The following is a 14,286-nucleotide window of genomic DNA, read 5'->3' on the forward strand; positions in this document are numbered from 1 at the left end:
GCTAAAAAACCGGACTATCAACTCATAGTCCGGTTTCATGTAAAGATCTGTCAAACCGATCGCTTAACCTAAGCCAGGCAGATTTAACCCACCCGTCAAGTCTTCCATCTTCTCGCGCATCGTTGCCGTGGATTGTTCATAAGCCGCACGAGTCGCAGCGAGTACGAGATCCGACAAGGTTTCCGCATCTTCTTTCAGCGCGTCTGGTGAGATTTCAACCTTCAGTGGCTCCTGATTTCCACTCATTGTCACCTTGACAAGACCGCCGCCTGCCTCGCCTTGAATCTCCATTTGTTCGAGTTCTTCTTGAAGCCGTTTTGCGCCTTCTTGAACCTGTTGAGCCTTTTTAATTGCGTCGGTCAATTCGCGCATTTTGCCCAGACCGAAGCCAAATCCCTGTCCTTGTGACATAACGTTTTAGTGAATAATGAGTGGATATTGTCGCCTGCTCAACCCGAACAGGGCAACAATCAAACAGATTTAATTATGACACCGGGATGCAAATCCGACGCACTCTAGCTGCGCCAATCTGATTAGGGATTTCCCTACTCAAAAGACCTAAATTTTATCGATCGTGGGATCTCGATGACTCGCACCATAAGCGATCGGATGGGGAAATAGAGAGCAAGCTGAGTTTAGGTTCTCTCCATCTCCTCATTCCCCACCTAGATCTGAGATTCCAACCCAACAATCAGAACTCACCCAACATTTTCACTTCCGGCTCCAGCAAGAGCGACCATTCCTGATGCACTCGTTGCTGCACATGATGAATTAACTCAAAAATGTCAGATGCAGTTGCACCGCCACAATTTAGAATAAAATTCGCATGTCGTTGCGCCACCTGAGCACCACCGATCTGATGTCCTTTCAAGCCTACCTGCTCAATTAACCAACCCGCTTTGTACGCATCGGGATTGCGGAATACACTGCCGCAACTCGGTAAATGATAAGGCTGAGTGTTTTGTCGCTGCTGCTTATGATTTGCCGTCACTGCATTGACTGCCGTTGGATCAGCCCCAGGCTGCAATTGAAACGTGGCGTATGTGACATAGCGCGAACTGCCTTGCAGAGCAGACGTGCGATATTCATACTGTAACTCTGCAGGTTTTAGCACCTGCAGCGTGCCGTCTGGCAGCAAGATTGTCGTCTTGACCAGAATTTCGGAAATACTGCTATTGTGCGCGCCAGCATTCATCACAACGGCTCCGCCCACCGTTCCTGGAATCCCAACCGCCCATTCAAAGCCTTGCCATCCGCGATCGGCAAGCTTCCAAGCCAATCTCGGCAATGGCTCACCCGCACCCACGGTTACCTGACCCGTCGCATCATCAAACTCAGTCAATCTCAAATGCCGAGTCGAAATCACAAGCCCTGGCAATCCAGCATCGCTGACTAATAAATTTGAGCCAGCCCCTAACATCGTCACTGGAATATCCTGAGCATGCGCCCATTCTAAACTCGCTTGTAATTCTTCAGTTGTGCGGGGGGCAGCGTACCATTCAGCAGGACCACCGACCCGGAAAGAGGTCAACGAAGCGAGAGGAACATTGGCTTTTAGCACAGCGTCAGTACCAGGGAGCGGAAGAGTGAGTATCTTGCGTGCAGGTTTTGCAGTGGCTTCACTAGACGAGTACGGAGTGGCAACCGAGCTAGACTTGCGAGAGAAATCGGAAATAACGGGTGAATGAACAGTCCGGGAATCAATAGAGAGTGTCATAACATTGTCACAGGTAAGCTTAAACCTGAGACCCTTACCGCAATGTAATCAGAAATCACGGTTCAGATCTCACATTGCATTCAACACAACAAACACGAAGTTTCTAGGAAGCAGCTTTCTCAACTCGTTGTTGAGCCGCCATGACGTCTGGAATGATTTGATTCAAGTTTCCAGCTCCTAGAAAAATTGCTAAATCTCCCGGCACAAGAAGTTTGTTCAGGAAATCGCCCATCGCAGGTAGCGAGGGTTGGTAATGCACGCACGAATGATGTGTTGCGACAAGATCAGCAAGGATCTGACCGCTAATTTCGCCTGTATTGACTTCTCCAGCGCTGTAAATATCACTGAGAATCACGACATCAGCATCTCCAAAAGACTCCGCAAATTCCGCTAAAAACGTTTGAGTGCGGCTATAGCGATGCGGTTGGAAAATGGCGACGACACGACGACGCGGCGATTGCTTGCCAGCTTGCAGTCTTGCTGCCTCTAGTGTGACCCGTAATTCACTGGGATGATGCGCGTAGTCATCAATAAATAAAATGTCGTTAAAATCACCCCGGTGTTCAAACCGCCGCCGCGCACCTTCAAACGGCGCGATCGCGGCAGCAATCGTACTAAATTCCAATCCAATGAGGCGACCGACCGCGATCGCAGCCAGCGCGTTACTCAAATTGTGTTGTCCAAGCACTCGCAGCTTGATTTCTCCTAACACCTGCCCCCGTTCCCACACTCTCGCCGTCGTTCCATCCCCTGCATACTGGATTTGATCCACGGTGTAGTCTGCCTTTGTCGCCGGATCGAGACTGTACGTAATGTTGGGGGGAATGCGATCGCGAACTGTTTGACAATCGATCGAGCCGACTGTGACTTGACACTGGCTGGCAAAAGTTTGAAACGTTTGAACGACTTGATCCAAATCGCTATAGTGATCGGGGTGGTCTAATTCTGCATTCGTGATGATGCCAATATAAGGTGCAAATTTAACCAATGAGCCATCTGACTCATCCGCTTCTGCAACCATGTATTCACCCCGTCCAATCCGGGCATTTCCTTGCCAAGCCTTGACTTCTCCACCCACAATGACCGTCGGATCAAGCTTCGCATTGTAAAGCATGTAACTGATCATGCTGCTCGTCGTTGTTTTCCCATGCGTTCCAGCGACGGCGATACTGCGATACTCTCGAATTAACGCAGCAAGGAGATCCGAGCGATGAAAAATTGGACATCCTAGCTCTAGCGCCGCTCGATATTCAGAATTTGTAGGATTAATCGCCGTCGAGCAAATCACTTGGGGCAGATCCTTGACGGGTGCAGGCAATGTGACAACATTTGCACCAGCGGCAACGGGTTGAGCAAGCTGTGCTCTGACTTGATAATGATCCAAATTCGACGCATCTTGTCCGATGAATATCTGCGCGCCCAAGCTTCGCAGTCGTTCAGTAATGTGGCTGGATCTGAGATCCGAACCAGAAACAGGTAACCCACGGTCTAACAAGACATAAGCTAGGGCTGACATTCCAATTCCACCAATGCCGATGAAATGAAATGGTCTGCCGCTGAAGTCAACGGAACTCAGCATTTTTGCTCCTTAAACACCACACCAATGTCACGCGCTATCATATCAAGGATCTTCTATTACCGATACGGTAATAGAAAACATTTTGATAGCAAATCTGCTTATCTAAATCGAGTCCATTTAGAACAATTCAAAATAATTTTAGTTTGAACGCTCTTAATTGGGGAGTTTGAATCAGAACAAGCTGTAATCAACGAGATACAAGTCGATCTGCTCCAATTCCTGACAGAATTCAACTTTTTAATAATTGAATTGCAATCCGCAATCTGTCAACAAATTCAAGCCTAAATTGTGTACTTCTAAAGGTACTAAACGTTTGTGAGAAATGCTCTCAACTTTTTAGCCAATTTGCATCAATTCTCAACTTGATCGTGATTTAATTTTGTACCTTTTTCTTAAATCTGCTCCATTTCTCAAGTTTTTCACCATACGACAGTTGTAGAGTCGCTACAGATTTTGCCACAACTATTTTGAATTGGCATCTACTCTTTAGATTGCCTAGGGTTCCCCGCAAGTCAGAAAGAACACAAGTATTGGTAAAGACTCAGATTAGATTCAGGGCCGCATTCAACAGATGGCTGATGCACAATTTTTTTGCACAGTCAGAAACATGTTTTTGCTTCTCAAGCGAATTGTGGTCGTTCCCAAGTTCACCAAGATTGCCCGATCGCCCATTCATCTCAGCATGCTTCAGGGATCAGTCGCAGCGACTCATTTTTCCTGCTTGTCACCATCTGTTGATCCCAGATTGATTTTGAGTTGAGATGAGCGCATTGTTTTACGGTATGATGTCTGCATCAATAGGTATTTATATTCAGAGGGCAAGACGCAGTGGTTAGAGTAGCGATCAACGGCTTTGGACGCATTGGACGCAACTTTTTGCGGTGCTGGGCAGGGCGACAACAGACGGGAATCGAATTGGTTGCGATTAACGACACGTCTGATCCCAGAACCAACGCTCACTTGATCAAGTATGACTCGATGCTGGGTAAGTTTTCCGGCGAGGTGAGCGCGGACGAAAACACCATTACGGTGAACGGTAACGTTATCAAATGTACGTCCGATCGCAATCCCGAGAATCTTCCGTGGGGAGAGTGGGATATCGATTTGATTATTGAATCGACGGGCGTGTTCATCTCCAAAGAAGGCGCAACCAAGCACCTGAATGCGGGTGCGAAAAAAGTTCTGATCACTGCGCCGGGTAAAAACGAAGATGGAACCTTCGTTGTGGGTGTGAACGATCATGAATATGATCACCACAAACACCACATTATTAGTAATGCAAGCTGTACAACCAACTGCTTAGCTCCAATTGCGAAAGTGCTGAATGACAATTTCGGCATTATCAAAGGAACAATGACCACCACGCACAGCTATACCGGAGATCAGCGGATTCTCGATGCGAGCCACCGGGATTTGCGACGCGCACGGGCAGCAGCAATCAATATTGTGCCGACTTCAACGGGTGCTGCAAAAGCGGTAGCGTTGGTTCTGCCTGAATTAGCAGGTAAGTTAAACGGGATTGCGTTGCGGGTTCCGACTCCGAACGTCTCTGTTGTAGATTTGGTTGTGCAAGTTGAGAAGAGCACGATCGCGGAACAAGTGAATGCGGTGATCAAGGAAGCAGCTGAGACGACGATGAAAGGCGTTCTCAAGTACTGCGATCTGCCGTTGGTATCGAGCGATCATGCTGGAACCGATGAATCTTCGATCATTGACGCGGCTCTGACCATGGTGATGGGCGGCGACATGGTGAAAGTTGTCGCTTGGTATGACAACGAGTGGGGCTATTCTCAACGCGTTGTAGACTTAGCGGAAGTTGTTGCGAAGAACTGGGAAAAGTAAGATATTCCTTTTTCTGATCTAATTTTGCTTGCCTCTGACGTTTGATTGAACGTCAGAGGCAATTTTTGTGGGGAGTGGGGAGTGGGGCGATGGGGAGTGGGGAATCGCTACAGCAACGCGCTCAATGAAGTTTTTATAGCAGTGCCTTTAGACGTTGAGTAAAGGCAGGTTTGTCGAAAATCGATAGGCTTTGTTCTCGGAGCCAGTGTCCATTACAGCGCTGGTCTTCGCCCTTTAAAATCTCGATGCAAGCGATCGCGACTTCAACCGGATCGCGATACGGGACTTGCCAGCCAAACCGTCCATCCTGTAAGGGATCGGCAGAGCCATCCGCATTGCCAGACAGTACTGGAACCCCGCAAGCCATTGCTTCTAAATACACAATGCCAAATCCTTCTTGTGAAGGCATCACATACGCATCTGCTAAACAATAATGCTTTGGCAATTCCTCAGAGGGAACAAACCCCGCAAACACAACGCGATCGCTGACTCCCAATTCTTCGGCAAGTTTTTGTAATCTGGGCTGATCATCACCGCGCCCAATCACTAAATATTTCGCATCGGGGCAAGATTTGAGGATATCGGGCAGCGCACGAATAGTGACATCAACACCTTTGTAGGGATCGCCTGACCACAAGCGGGCAACCGTCATCAACACTTGATGATTTTCAAGGTGGTAACGCTGGACTAACTCCGGCGCTTTGGCTTGGGGACGAAATACGTTGCCATCGACTGCACAGAAGAGAAAATCGACCTGATCGCGATCAATCCCATTCGCTGCACAGGTGCGATCGCGCGAATATCGACTGATTGTCCAAATGCGATCGGCATTTTGTAGCGCTTTTTGTTTGCGGCTCGGTAATGGCTCCCACACCTCTTTTCCATAAGTCAAAACGGTATAGGGAATACCCAACGGTTTGCAGAGCAGTTCGACCAGTGGCGCGAGGTGAATATGTCCACAAAAGACGCGGCTAGGACGATGCTTGAGGAGATGGGTGAAAAGTGCGATCGCCAGTTTGGCACGTCCGAGTTTGGCGGAATCCATTTTGCAATAGTGAAATCGCATGTGTTCAGACACAAATGGATTCTCAACGTCAGCACCATCTCGTAGGAGAAAAATATCAGCGTTCGCGCTTTCTAACTGCGAATAGGCTTGCAAAATATCCTTGACGTAAGACTGAATCCCACCTTCGCACGAGAGAATTTCCAGAAAGACAAAAACGTGGTGAGCCATAAACAGGAAAAAGGGCGAACCGCAGTCCGCCCAGAAGAGCATCAGATTACCCTCTTTTTGAATACCCAAAATCGCCGCATGATCGAACAGTCGTATGAACACGCAGCTGATATCCTGCGTCTGTTAGTCGCTGGGGCGGACTCGTTTCAGCATTTCTACGAGGATCACATGCGCTTCTTTTGCATCCTTTAAGGTGCGATCGAAATTCACACGTACCGGAACCGTCTCTCCATTTACCTGTGCTGAAAGATCCATGCCTTTCGCGTCAATAGATTTCATCTCAGCAGCAGTTGCGTCGCTGATTTTGCCGAAATACTGGGCGTAAACTAAGACTGCATCACCGTGATCTTTATTCATATGACCGCAGATGCGATCGCTAATCGCAGGCGAAAAGGCTTCACTGACTGACTCAGACATAAGTTCTCTCTATTGCGTCGATCCCGATGATATCGCAATGTGAGATGCGAGGTCATCGTAGAATTTCCTGCGGATGATAGATGCAATACCTAACGCAAATTTGATTTTGTCTTAACGTAGCTAATCCTAAATCAAGTTGATGCAGCGAAAAAAACTCTGGTGTGGGGTCGCTCTGCTGACCTGTGCAACGATTCTGATGCCGCAACCTAGTTTCTCGGCTCCACCTGCGATTGAGTCCGCCCCAGAAACTCAGCCGCAAACTCAACCGATGCGATTAGAAATTCGGTTGAAGCAGAAACGAGTGACGGTTTATCGCGGCGATACCAAAGTGAAAAGTTATCCGATCGCCGTTGGGCGCGCAGGATGGGAAACGCCCGCTGGAACTTATAAAATTCGCCAAATGATTCGGAACCCAGCTTGGATTCATCCTTTAGAGGGCTACACCATTCCGGGAGGCGACCCTGACAATCCGCTCGGGCGATACTGGATTGGATTCTGGACAGACGGCAAGAATTGGATTGGCTTTCATGGCACACCGAATCCAGAATCCGTGGGAACAGCGGCTTCACATGGCTGCATCCGTATGTACAACCGAGATGTTGAAGAACTCTTTGGCAAAGTTCGAGTAGGGACAGAAGTTGTCGTGAAGAACTGATCCCGAATCATAAAATTTGCACTCGGATAAATCAAACCAGAGGGGGAGTAGGTCTTTTTTCGCAATCACTAGACTACAACCTGTGGTGGTAATCCAGACTCGGATTCTCGCTTCCGGAAACTCGGTGAGTTTCAATCTGCAAAAACCCTTTTAGGTATACAGGAGAGACCGAATGAACGGAAAGAATAGAAACGCATTTACAAAATTAGCAGGGACAATCGGGGTCGCAAGCTTTGGTTCTTTGCTCTCGCTACCTGCAATGGCACAGTCGCCATTGAATCCGAATCCTAGTATTTTTAACGAAGCACCTTATACACGGGCTTTGGCTCAGGCAACTCCAGATTCTTCTACGATCGCGCCTTCTAGTTCTCCAAACACAGATTTGCCTCGTAACTCAACACCGTCACTAGGAAAGGTCAATCCCAATCCCAGTATTTTTAATGAAGCGCCTTATAATCGCTCTGCTGCGGCATCACCTGACACTTCAACTCCTAGCCTAGCTCCTAGCAGTACGATGCCCAGTGGCTCTATGACTCCGGGCAGTTCTGTGGCTCCGGGTTCTAGTTCCAGCCCAGCGACTTCTCAGCAGCCGACTTCTCCACGATCGAATCCTTCGACGGTTCCGACTGAGGCTAGCCCGAGCGAATCTTCCAGTCCAACCCAATCGTCTCCAAGCAGCACTCCATCAACAGTAACTCCGGGAACTTCTAGCCCAACTTCGCCGAGTCCTTCTGGAGATGTGATTGTCCCGACGACACCTGGCGGCTCTACCACTCCAGATTCAACTACAACACCTGGCGGTTCCACCACCCCAGATTCGACCACCACGCCTGGCGGCTCCACCACTCCAGATTCGACCACCACGCCTGGCGGCTCTACCACTCCAGATTCAACTACAACACCTGGCGGTTCCACCACCCCAGATTCGACCACCACGCCTGGCGGCTCCACCACTCCAGATTCGACCACCACGCCTTCTAACACAAATGACAGCGATAGTTCTGGTGGAGTACGTGCTCTTTGGTAAGTTGAATCGAGGTCAGTTGAATTACTAGTTCTTTCAAGGAGGGGGCAATTGCACCCCTCTTTTTTAATTGAGATAGGTTGCCCATTGTTGGACAATCTCAGCAGAGCCATACCACTTGCCTCTCGATCGTGGAGAATGACTGACGTTTTCATAAGTCAGATTCTCTGCTCCTTCTAAGTGGGCGGCTTCGATCGGGGTAATTCCATCCCCCCAAGTATCCCCTCTGCCTCCTGTCAATTGATAGCTGCTATAAGCTAGCCAACTTCCAACCCGCCGCACTCCAAAAATCGACTTGCCTGCAATACAGACATATTTGACTTCTGGGTAAAACGCACCTGGATACGTCAGATTGACAAAGTTCAAATTCTTCAATGTCCAGCGTTCATAGCTTGTTTGTGGTGTGCCTAATGTGATTAAGGTTGAAACAAATTGATGTGCCTGCCAGCTATAAACGCGATCGCTAACCCTGCCGTGAATGTCGTAAGCTTTTGCGCCTAAGTAGATGCGAGAAATCCATCCGCCTGCAGAATGCCCAATGAGATTAATTTTCTCGGTATTGTAAGTCTGCCGAATTTCTTGAACAGTGCGATCAAGCTTGTCTAAAATCGGTAACACAGATCGACCGCCCAAGGTTGGCAGCCAGTCCCGCTTCACCAAAGGAACGGTTACGGCTGGAATTCCCAGGTCAATGAGAGTTTGCTGCATTTCGCGATAGTCGATCGCGCCTGCAAGATAGCCTGGCAAAATTACAGTCGGTAAAGGCATAACACCAAGAGAACATCTATGTAGAATTGTAAAGCATTTCTCGATCGTACTGTTTATGCCCCTAGCTCCTTGGCGTTCTCTGATTGCTCGTGCGCTGCATCGAAATCGCGCTCTGCCTAATGCCCGGTATGTCCAACTGGCAACGGTTCGTCCAGATGGCAAGCCCGCAAATCGCACTATTGTCTTCCGAGGCTTTTTAGAAGAGACGGATCAGCTTAAATTCGTCACAGACGATCGCAGTGAGAAACCTCAGCAAATCGAGCATTGCCCTTGGGGAGAGGTGTGCTGGTATTTTCCGAATACTCGTGAACAGTTTCGGATTGCAGGAGAGTTGAAGCTCATCGATCGCGCAAATTCAGATGAGAAGCTCCAAAAAGCAAGACAGCAAGCATGGCAAGACATGTCAGACAGTGCCAGAATTCAATTCGCCTGGGCACATCCAGGACTCCCTCGCGCTGCCGCAGAGACATTCTCGCCGCCTATCCCAAATCAGCCGGAACCTTTGCCGCAGTTTTGCTTACTCTTACTTGAGCCGCTTTCTGTAGATCACTTAGAACTCAGAGGCGACCCGCAGAATCGACATCAATATCACTTGCATCAAGGTAATTGGAGCATGGAAGCAGTGAATCCTTGATTTATCGAGGCATTGCCCCTGGAAGCGGCGCGGGTGCTGCACCCATACCGGGTGTGCCGGGGGCAGTCCGGATCGGTGGCAGGGTTGCACCGACTGCTGCCGGATTTCCCTGAAAGTTGAATTCCATTTGACGCATCACATTGTTCAGAACAGTAATCGTTTGACTGGTTCCGATCGGGAAGTCGGGAGAGTCAGGCTCGATCACGTACATGCCGGGAATCAGACGAATTTGGAAGAGTCCTTCGGGGTCAGTGACAAGACGTGTTACGCGATCGCGGGCAACTGTCGTGATCTTAATCGCACCTGTGTAGGGACGAACACGACAGGAAGCGGATGGAGCGGTGACAGGACAGATAGGAGTGAACATTACTTTGCCAGAGATGCCGCTAATTGGAGTGACCGGAGAACCGGGAAGCGTGCGAATGTCGAGTGGTCTCGGAAGTTCAGGCAGCGGAGCGCGGGCATCTCCAGGCATGGGAACTGGATCGATGGGGATGCGGCGAGGTCTTCGAGTTGGACGCGCAGGAGCGGGCGGAGCGGTAATCGGGGCGGGTGGAGCGCCTGGAATGCCAATCTGGCTCGGTGCAGCGAAAGCATCAGGAGTATCAGGAGCAGGAGCAGGCATTACTTGAGAGAGCCGAAATTGTGCTCTCGCCTGAGTCGCGATCGCAATCATGCCTCCTGTAGCAGCAACGCCTGCGACTACAAGAGCAATTTTGCGCGATTTGGTTAAGCTGATTTTCGTTAAACCAAACATTCCACTCTTCCCAATGGCAACATGTGTTAAAAACTAGCACACTCAGGTTTCACAATCCGGTAAACGCCCTGCTTCTTGATGAAAGCTTCAAATGGATTGCACTTAGTCAATTTGCTGAATGATTCCATCTCCTTCAATACGCAGTTTTCGCCCACGCCAGTAGGCTTCTCGCCCAAATCCACCGATTGCCCAAATTACCAAACTCAATGCATCTCGAAATGGCAGAACCCATAACCAACGCAATAGCCCAGAGGCATCCATGCTGAATGCTGCGATCGTTGCTTGAGTATAACGAATCACATAGACTAACCCAGTCAGCACGATTGCCCAAGCTGCAAATTTCGACACTAAAAGCAACAGCAGAGACAATATTGTTCCGTAGCAAAAGATCATACTGTAATAAATGCTACCTCGGTTGAAGCGGATCGTTCTTGACCAACGTAATTCTCGCTGAAAGAGATCCCAAAGGCTTTCTTTTCCTGTATCGGATTCGAGAATCAGGTGGGAAAGTTCGACGGTGTAACCAGCTTGAGCAGCCCGTTTACCGAGGTTATAGTCTGAGCCGATGCGGTTGAGTTGGAGTCCGCCAAAGTTGACGAGAGTAGATTTTCGAGTCGCAATCGTCACGCCAATCGCAAATTTTAATCCTCGATCGAGAGTACGGGCAATTAAAGTACTCGGGATGAAGTCACAGCAGCGCCCCAGAGACGCGATCGCGGAAGTTAAAGACTGAGGATGATGCGCGATATAGCCACAGGTGATGACGTCAACTTGAGCGAGTGGAGCAGTGACAGTGCGAATATAGTCTGGAGCGACTCGGATATCGCTGTCCGCAAAGATGAGAGTTTCGTATTGGGTCTGTTCTAAAAGGTAGCTGAGGGTACTGTCTTTGAAGTTAATTCCGCGTGGGGGAAGTCCGACGAAGACTTGAACCCGATCCGAGTAGGTTTCTTTGAGGCGATAGAGCACAGGGACGGCTGGATCGGTTTCATCGACAACACCGAATAAGACTTCGTAGGTCGGATAGTCTTGCGTACAGAGAGATGACCAGTTTTCAAATGCACCTTCGTCGAGACCGCAAATCGGAACCAAGACAGAGACAGGATCTTCGGAAGATGCGATCGAGTGAGATTTTGAGAAAAATTGCAGTGTGAAGTAGGCACAGGCGAGGTAAAAGACCATTGAACCTAGCACTGGGATAGTTAATAAAATTTCGAGCCAGAACATTTTTAAGTTTCGCGATCGTCTGATCTAAGGATCGCATCGGTTTGGATACAACATTCAATTTATCGTGGTGTTTGGGTCTCAGATCCGCTCAACCCGCAGAAGATTCTGGCATTGAATCACGTAGAGTTTTGCAAGTTGAGCAGATCTATAAAGACAGCAATTATGGCGGAGGCAATTCTCCCAAGATTGTGAATCGAATATGATTTAATGCTAAATCCCCAATCGATAAATCCATCAAATCACCAATCGGGATTCCTTGACTTCTCAGCGATTCAAAAGAAATGCCTTTACCAATCTCAGCGTGATACCAGGGTAGCCCCATGAAAAATCGAGTCGGATAAGGTCCACGCTCAACAATGTCATCCGGATTTGACTCCATCGGTAGCCACCCATATCCAGGCAGATAGAACTCAATCCACACATGGTTGTAGTCAGGTTCAAGCGGGACATTTTGGCGATCGGCAAAAGGCGGACATTTATACCGTCCAACCGTTCGGCAAGCAATTCCATTCAGACGAGATAATGCTAGCAACACGCCCACGTATTCACCGCAAGAACCAACTCCGCGATCAAGAACGACATCAGGAGAATCAATATGAGGCTTAATACCGTAAGACAATCGATCGTAAACGTAATTCCGAATCTTCAGCATTTTACGTAATACATTGGTCTCCGTTCCGATCGCTTCTTTTGCAGCTTGTTGAATGGCTGGCTTATCCATTGCCAATTCATCATCATCGACTAAATAGCGATCGCGAAATTCTGGCGGAAGCTCTGGCGACTGTTCAACATCCTCAAACGAAAACTGATACTTAATACCTCGAACTTCTAGCACCGCTTTCCAGCCGAAAATCTGCCGCTCCTGAGATTTGAGTCTCGGAAATTGAAAGACTGCAACTCTTTGTCCGTCTTGGATATCTTCGGTAAACGGAATCCCGATCGCTTCAACGCTGCGAATCTTTTGACGATGCGTTTCCGTTGGCAATGCAATTCGCCATTCTAGATCGGTTAATTCCACGTCATCGAGGGGAAGGAGTTCCTCAACGTACGACATTTCCACCAAATATCCAGTCGATAACGTGTAGCGCTCGTCTGGATAATGGCGAAAATGTAAGGGATGAATGAACGTTCGATCGCGATAGGTCAGCTCTAAATTCGGGTCAGCATTCGGATTGTCACGAATGTAAGCTTCTTCACCTGCATAGGAAACATACAGCGTTGAATTCAAGAACGCGATCGCAGTTGGATTCTCAAACGGAGTGAGCATACTGAACTTCTGTTCACCCGTTGCGCGATCAAGACAATAAACCGTTTCTTCGGTGCGATCGCATAGCCAAAGCTCTTCATCTCTCACCGTCAAATTTGTAATTCCAACGCCAGGCAACGGAAATTGGGTAATCTTGCGTTTCGTTTGACGTTCGTAGATCAGAATATATCCCAGTTTTTGACTCGTAATATAAACTGTTGACTCCCAAATGCCGATTCCATCGGCTTCATAAGGTAGAACAGTGAACAACTGCGGCTCAAACTGTCCAAACTCACAGGAATAAACCTCTTTGCCTTTCGCAAACCAAATCGTATCCTCCCAGACCGCAAAGCCTGTTGCTTCGATAAATAGCTCGGTGTGATAGGAATTGAGAATTGTTGTATTGTCACTGAGGGGATTGACCTGAAGCAAATAGCCTCGGATCGCATCCATCGTCACAAGTTGATTGTGCCAAGTCGCTAAACCTTGCAGCGCATAAGCCCCGATCGGTCGGATTGATCGAGCAGACCACTCTGAAGCGGCTTGGGGGTTGGAATGCGGAGTTGAAGTACCAGAGTCGAGCATTCAAAAACAGATGCCATAAGTTAACACTTCTGAATTCTAGTAAACCTGAGCGCGATCGAATGTATCCCAGCCAGCGAGTTTTTGAATTGTGCGATCGGCTTTGATCTCACAAAATATTTAATCTCACAAAGTAAAAGTGGCATTGGATCATCTCCAATACCACCTGCTAACCTTCACCTACAAACTGAATTCACGCTTAAATCGAGATCATTTCTCGCAGTTCGGCTTCTAAAGCGCGTAAAAGATTTTGATCGCCTCGTTCTCTCGCAACCTGCATTCGACGTGTGACATTCCGGTGAATTGTCACGCGATGCGCGTCTGCAACAGAATGAGAGCGGCGGACAATGCCAAGCCGTCGCGCCTTCACAGGCGATTTCTCAACCAGGACATCAGCTTTTGGAATACTCATTTGAGCGATCGTCTGACAAGTCCAGGGTTTCACAGACCGTCCGATTTCCGTTTCTCGCACTTCGAGACTGGGAAACGGAGACAAATAAGATTGAGTAAGCCGGGAGTGACGCATAAGAGAGATAATCTAAAAAGGCTATTGCTTGAGGATTCCCCAGGCAATCTATAAACTCGGGGTTATATTCTGTATCTT

At 48.5% G+C, this 14,286-nt stretch carries 14 protein-coding genes; 4 read left to right on the forward strand and 10 right to left on the reverse strand.

From position 1 onward, the window contains the following. Positions 1 to 63: 63 nt before the first annotated feature. The 3 genes from LEPBO_RS0129960 to murC form a co-directional block, all read right to left on the reverse strand. Positions 64 to 411, reverse strand: coding sequence for a YbaB/EbfC family nucleoid-associated protein (locus LEPBO_RS0129960; RefSeq protein ID WP_017291292.1), 348 nt, complete (start codon positions 409 to 411; stop codon positions 64 to 66). Positions 412 to 691: 280 nt separating this feature from the next. Beyond that, positions 692 to 1,717 (reverse strand): UDP-N-acetylmuramate dehydrogenase, encoded by a 1,026-nt coding sequence (gene murB, locus LEPBO_RS0129965; protein WP_081614777.1) that lies wholly within the window; start codon positions 1,715 to 1,717, stop codon positions 692 to 694. A 103-nt stretch (positions 1,718 to 1,820) separates the two neighbouring features. After that, the gene (gene murC, locus LEPBO_RS0129970; protein WP_017291294.1) at positions 1,821 to 3,296 is read right to left on the reverse strand and encodes a UDP-N-acetylmuramate--L-alanine ligase; all 1,476 of its coding nucleotides are present in this window, start codon (positions 3,294 to 3,296) and stop codon (positions 1,821 to 1,823) included. 828 nt (positions 3,297 to 4,124) lie between these two features. Here murC and LEPBO_RS0129980 point away from each other — a divergent pair. After that, on the forward strand, positions 4,125 to 5,138 hold the full coding sequence (locus LEPBO_RS0129980) for a type I glyceraldehyde-3-phosphate dehydrogenase (RefSeq protein ID WP_017291296.1): 1,014 nt from the start codon (positions 4,125 to 4,127) through the stop codon (positions 5,136 to 5,138). Between the two features lie 133 nt (positions 5,139 to 5,271). Here LEPBO_RS0129980 and LEPBO_RS0129985 read toward each other — a convergent pair whose 3' ends face one another. After that, the gene (locus LEPBO_RS0129985) at positions 5,272 to 6,414 is read right to left on the reverse strand and encodes a glycosyltransferase family 4 protein (protein WP_051077901.1); all 1,143 of its coding nucleotides are present in this window, start codon (positions 6,412 to 6,414) and stop codon (positions 5,272 to 5,274) included. An 81-nt stretch (positions 6,415 to 6,495) separates the two neighbouring features. After that, positions 6,496 to 6,789: a DUF2470 domain-containing protein gene (locus tag LEPBO_RS0129990; RefSeq protein WP_017291298.1), complete on the reverse strand. Its 294-nt coding sequence runs from the start codon at positions 6,787 to 6,789 to the stop codon at positions 6,496 to 6,498. 139 nt (positions 6,790 to 6,928) lie between these two features. On the opposite strand from LEPBO_RS0129990, the gene LEPBO_RS0129995 reads away from it, so the two are divergent. After that, positions 6,929 to 7,444, forward strand: coding sequence for a L,D-transpeptidase (locus LEPBO_RS0129995; RefSeq protein ID WP_017291299.1), 516 nt, complete (start codon positions 6,929 to 6,931; stop codon positions 7,442 to 7,444). Between the two features lie 172 nt (positions 7,445 to 7,616). Continuing rightward, positions 7,617 to 8,471 (forward strand): hypothetical protein, encoded by an 855-nt coding sequence (locus LEPBO_RS43485; RefSeq protein ID WP_190713088.1) that lies wholly within the window; start codon positions 7,617 to 7,619, stop codon positions 8,469 to 8,471. A 63-nt stretch (positions 8,472 to 8,534) separates the two neighbouring features. On the opposite strand, the gene LEPBO_RS0130005 is transcribed toward LEPBO_RS43485, so the two are convergent. Further along, positions 8,535 to 9,236 (reverse strand): esterase/lipase family protein, encoded by a 702-nt coding sequence (locus tag LEPBO_RS0130005; RefSeq protein ID WP_017291302.1) that lies wholly within the window; start codon positions 9,234 to 9,236, stop codon positions 8,535 to 8,537. Between the two features lie 55 nt (positions 9,237 to 9,291). Here LEPBO_RS0130005 and LEPBO_RS0130010 point away from each other — a divergent pair, with 55 nt between their 5' ends. Next, positions 9,292 to 9,870, forward strand: coding sequence for an Npun_F5749 family FMN-dependent PPOX-type flavoprotein (locus LEPBO_RS0130010; RefSeq protein WP_017291303.1), 579 nt, complete (start codon positions 9,292 to 9,294; stop codon positions 9,868 to 9,870). A gap of 1 nt (position 9,871) precedes the next feature. Here the strand turns inward: LEPBO_RS0130010 and LEPBO_RS0130015 are convergent, their stop codons facing one another. The 4 genes from LEPBO_RS0130015 to LEPBO_RS38700 all read right to left on the reverse strand — a co-directional run bounded on the left by LEPBO_RS0130015 (position 9,872) and on the right by LEPBO_RS38700 (position 14,208). Further along, entirely contained in the window at positions 9,872 to 10,627 is a 756-nt protein-coding gene (locus tag LEPBO_RS0130015; protein WP_017291304.1) for a hypothetical protein, read from the reverse strand. 102 nt (positions 10,628 to 10,729) lie between these two features. Continuing rightward, positions 10,730 to 11,854: a glycosyltransferase gene (locus tag LEPBO_RS0130020; protein WP_017291305.1), complete on the reverse strand. Its 1,125-nt coding sequence runs from the start codon at positions 11,852 to 11,854 to the stop codon at positions 10,730 to 10,732. A gap of 160 nt (positions 11,855 to 12,014) precedes the next feature. Continuing rightward, positions 12,015 to 13,685: a transglutaminase-like domain-containing protein gene (locus LEPBO_RS0130025; RefSeq protein WP_017291306.1), complete on the reverse strand. Its 1,671-nt coding sequence runs from the start codon at positions 13,683 to 13,685 to the stop codon at positions 12,015 to 12,017. A gap of 196 nt (positions 13,686 to 13,881) precedes the next feature. Beyond that, positions 13,882 to 14,208 (reverse strand): hypothetical protein, encoded by a 327-nt coding sequence (locus tag LEPBO_RS38700; protein WP_017291307.1) that lies wholly within the window; start codon positions 14,206 to 14,208, stop codon positions 13,882 to 13,884. Positions 14,209 to 14,286: the final 78 nt, after the last annotated feature.

The organism is Leptolyngbya boryana PCC 6306 (assembly GCF_000353285.1).
Classification (GTDB): domain Bacteria; phylum Cyanobacteriota; class Cyanobacteriia; order Leptolyngbyales; family Leptolyngbyaceae; genus Leptolyngbya; species Leptolyngbya boryana.

What these genes read in the sequence shown, in the direction of transcription:
- LEPBO_RS0130015 (WP_017291304.1), bottom strand. Translation starts at nt 10,627, where the DNA reads ATGTTTGGTTTAACGAAAATCAGCTTAACCAAATCGCGCAAAATTGCT.
- LEPBO_RS0130005 (WP_017291302.1), bottom strand. Translation starts at nt 9,236, where the DNA reads ATGCCTTTACCGACTGTAATTTTGCCAGGCTATCTTGCAGGCGCGATC.
- LEPBO_RS38700 (WP_017291307.1), bottom strand. Translation starts at nt 14,208, where the DNA reads ATGCGTCACTCCCGGCTTACTCAATCTTATTTGTCTCCGTTTCCCAGT.
- LEPBO_RS43485 (WP_190713088.1), top strand. Translation starts at nt 7,617, where the DNA reads ATGAACGGAAAGAATAGAAACGCATTTACAAAATTAGCAGGGACAATC.
- LEPBO_RS0130020 (WP_017291305.1), bottom strand. Translation starts at nt 11,854, where the DNA reads ATGTTCTGGCTCGAAATTTTATTAACTATCCCAGTGCTAGGTTCAATG.
- LEPBO_RS0130025 (WP_017291306.1), bottom strand. Translation starts at nt 13,685, where the DNA reads ATGCTCGACTCTGGTACTTCAACTCCGCATTCCAACCCCCAAGCCGCT.
- LEPBO_RS0129960 (WP_017291292.1), bottom strand. Translation starts at nt 411, where the DNA reads ATGTCACAAGGACAGGGATTTGGCTTCGGTCTGGGCAAAATGCGCGAA.
- LEPBO_RS0129985 (WP_051077901.1), bottom strand. Translation starts at nt 6,414, where the DNA reads ATGCTCTTCTGGGCGGACTGCGGTTCGCCCTTTTTCCTGTTTATGGCT.
- murC (WP_017291294.1), bottom strand. Translation starts at nt 3,296, where the DNA reads ATGCTGAGTTCCGTTGACTTCAGCGGCAGACCATTTCATTTCATCGGC.
- LEPBO_RS0130010 (WP_017291303.1), top strand. Translation starts at nt 9,292, where the DNA reads ATGCCCCTAGCTCCTTGGCGTTCTCTGATTGCTCGTGCGCTGCATCGA.
- LEPBO_RS0129990 (WP_017291298.1), bottom strand. Translation starts at nt 6,789, where the DNA reads ATGTCTGAGTCAGTCAGTGAAGCCTTTTCGCCTGCGATTAGCGATCGC.
- LEPBO_RS0129995 (WP_017291299.1), top strand. Translation starts at nt 6,929, where the DNA reads ATGCAGCGAAAAAAACTCTGGTGTGGGGTCGCTCTGCTGACCTGTGCA.
- murB (WP_081614777.1), bottom strand. Translation starts at nt 1,717, where the DNA reads ATGACACTCTCTATTGATTCCCGGACTGTTCATTCACCCGTTATTTCC.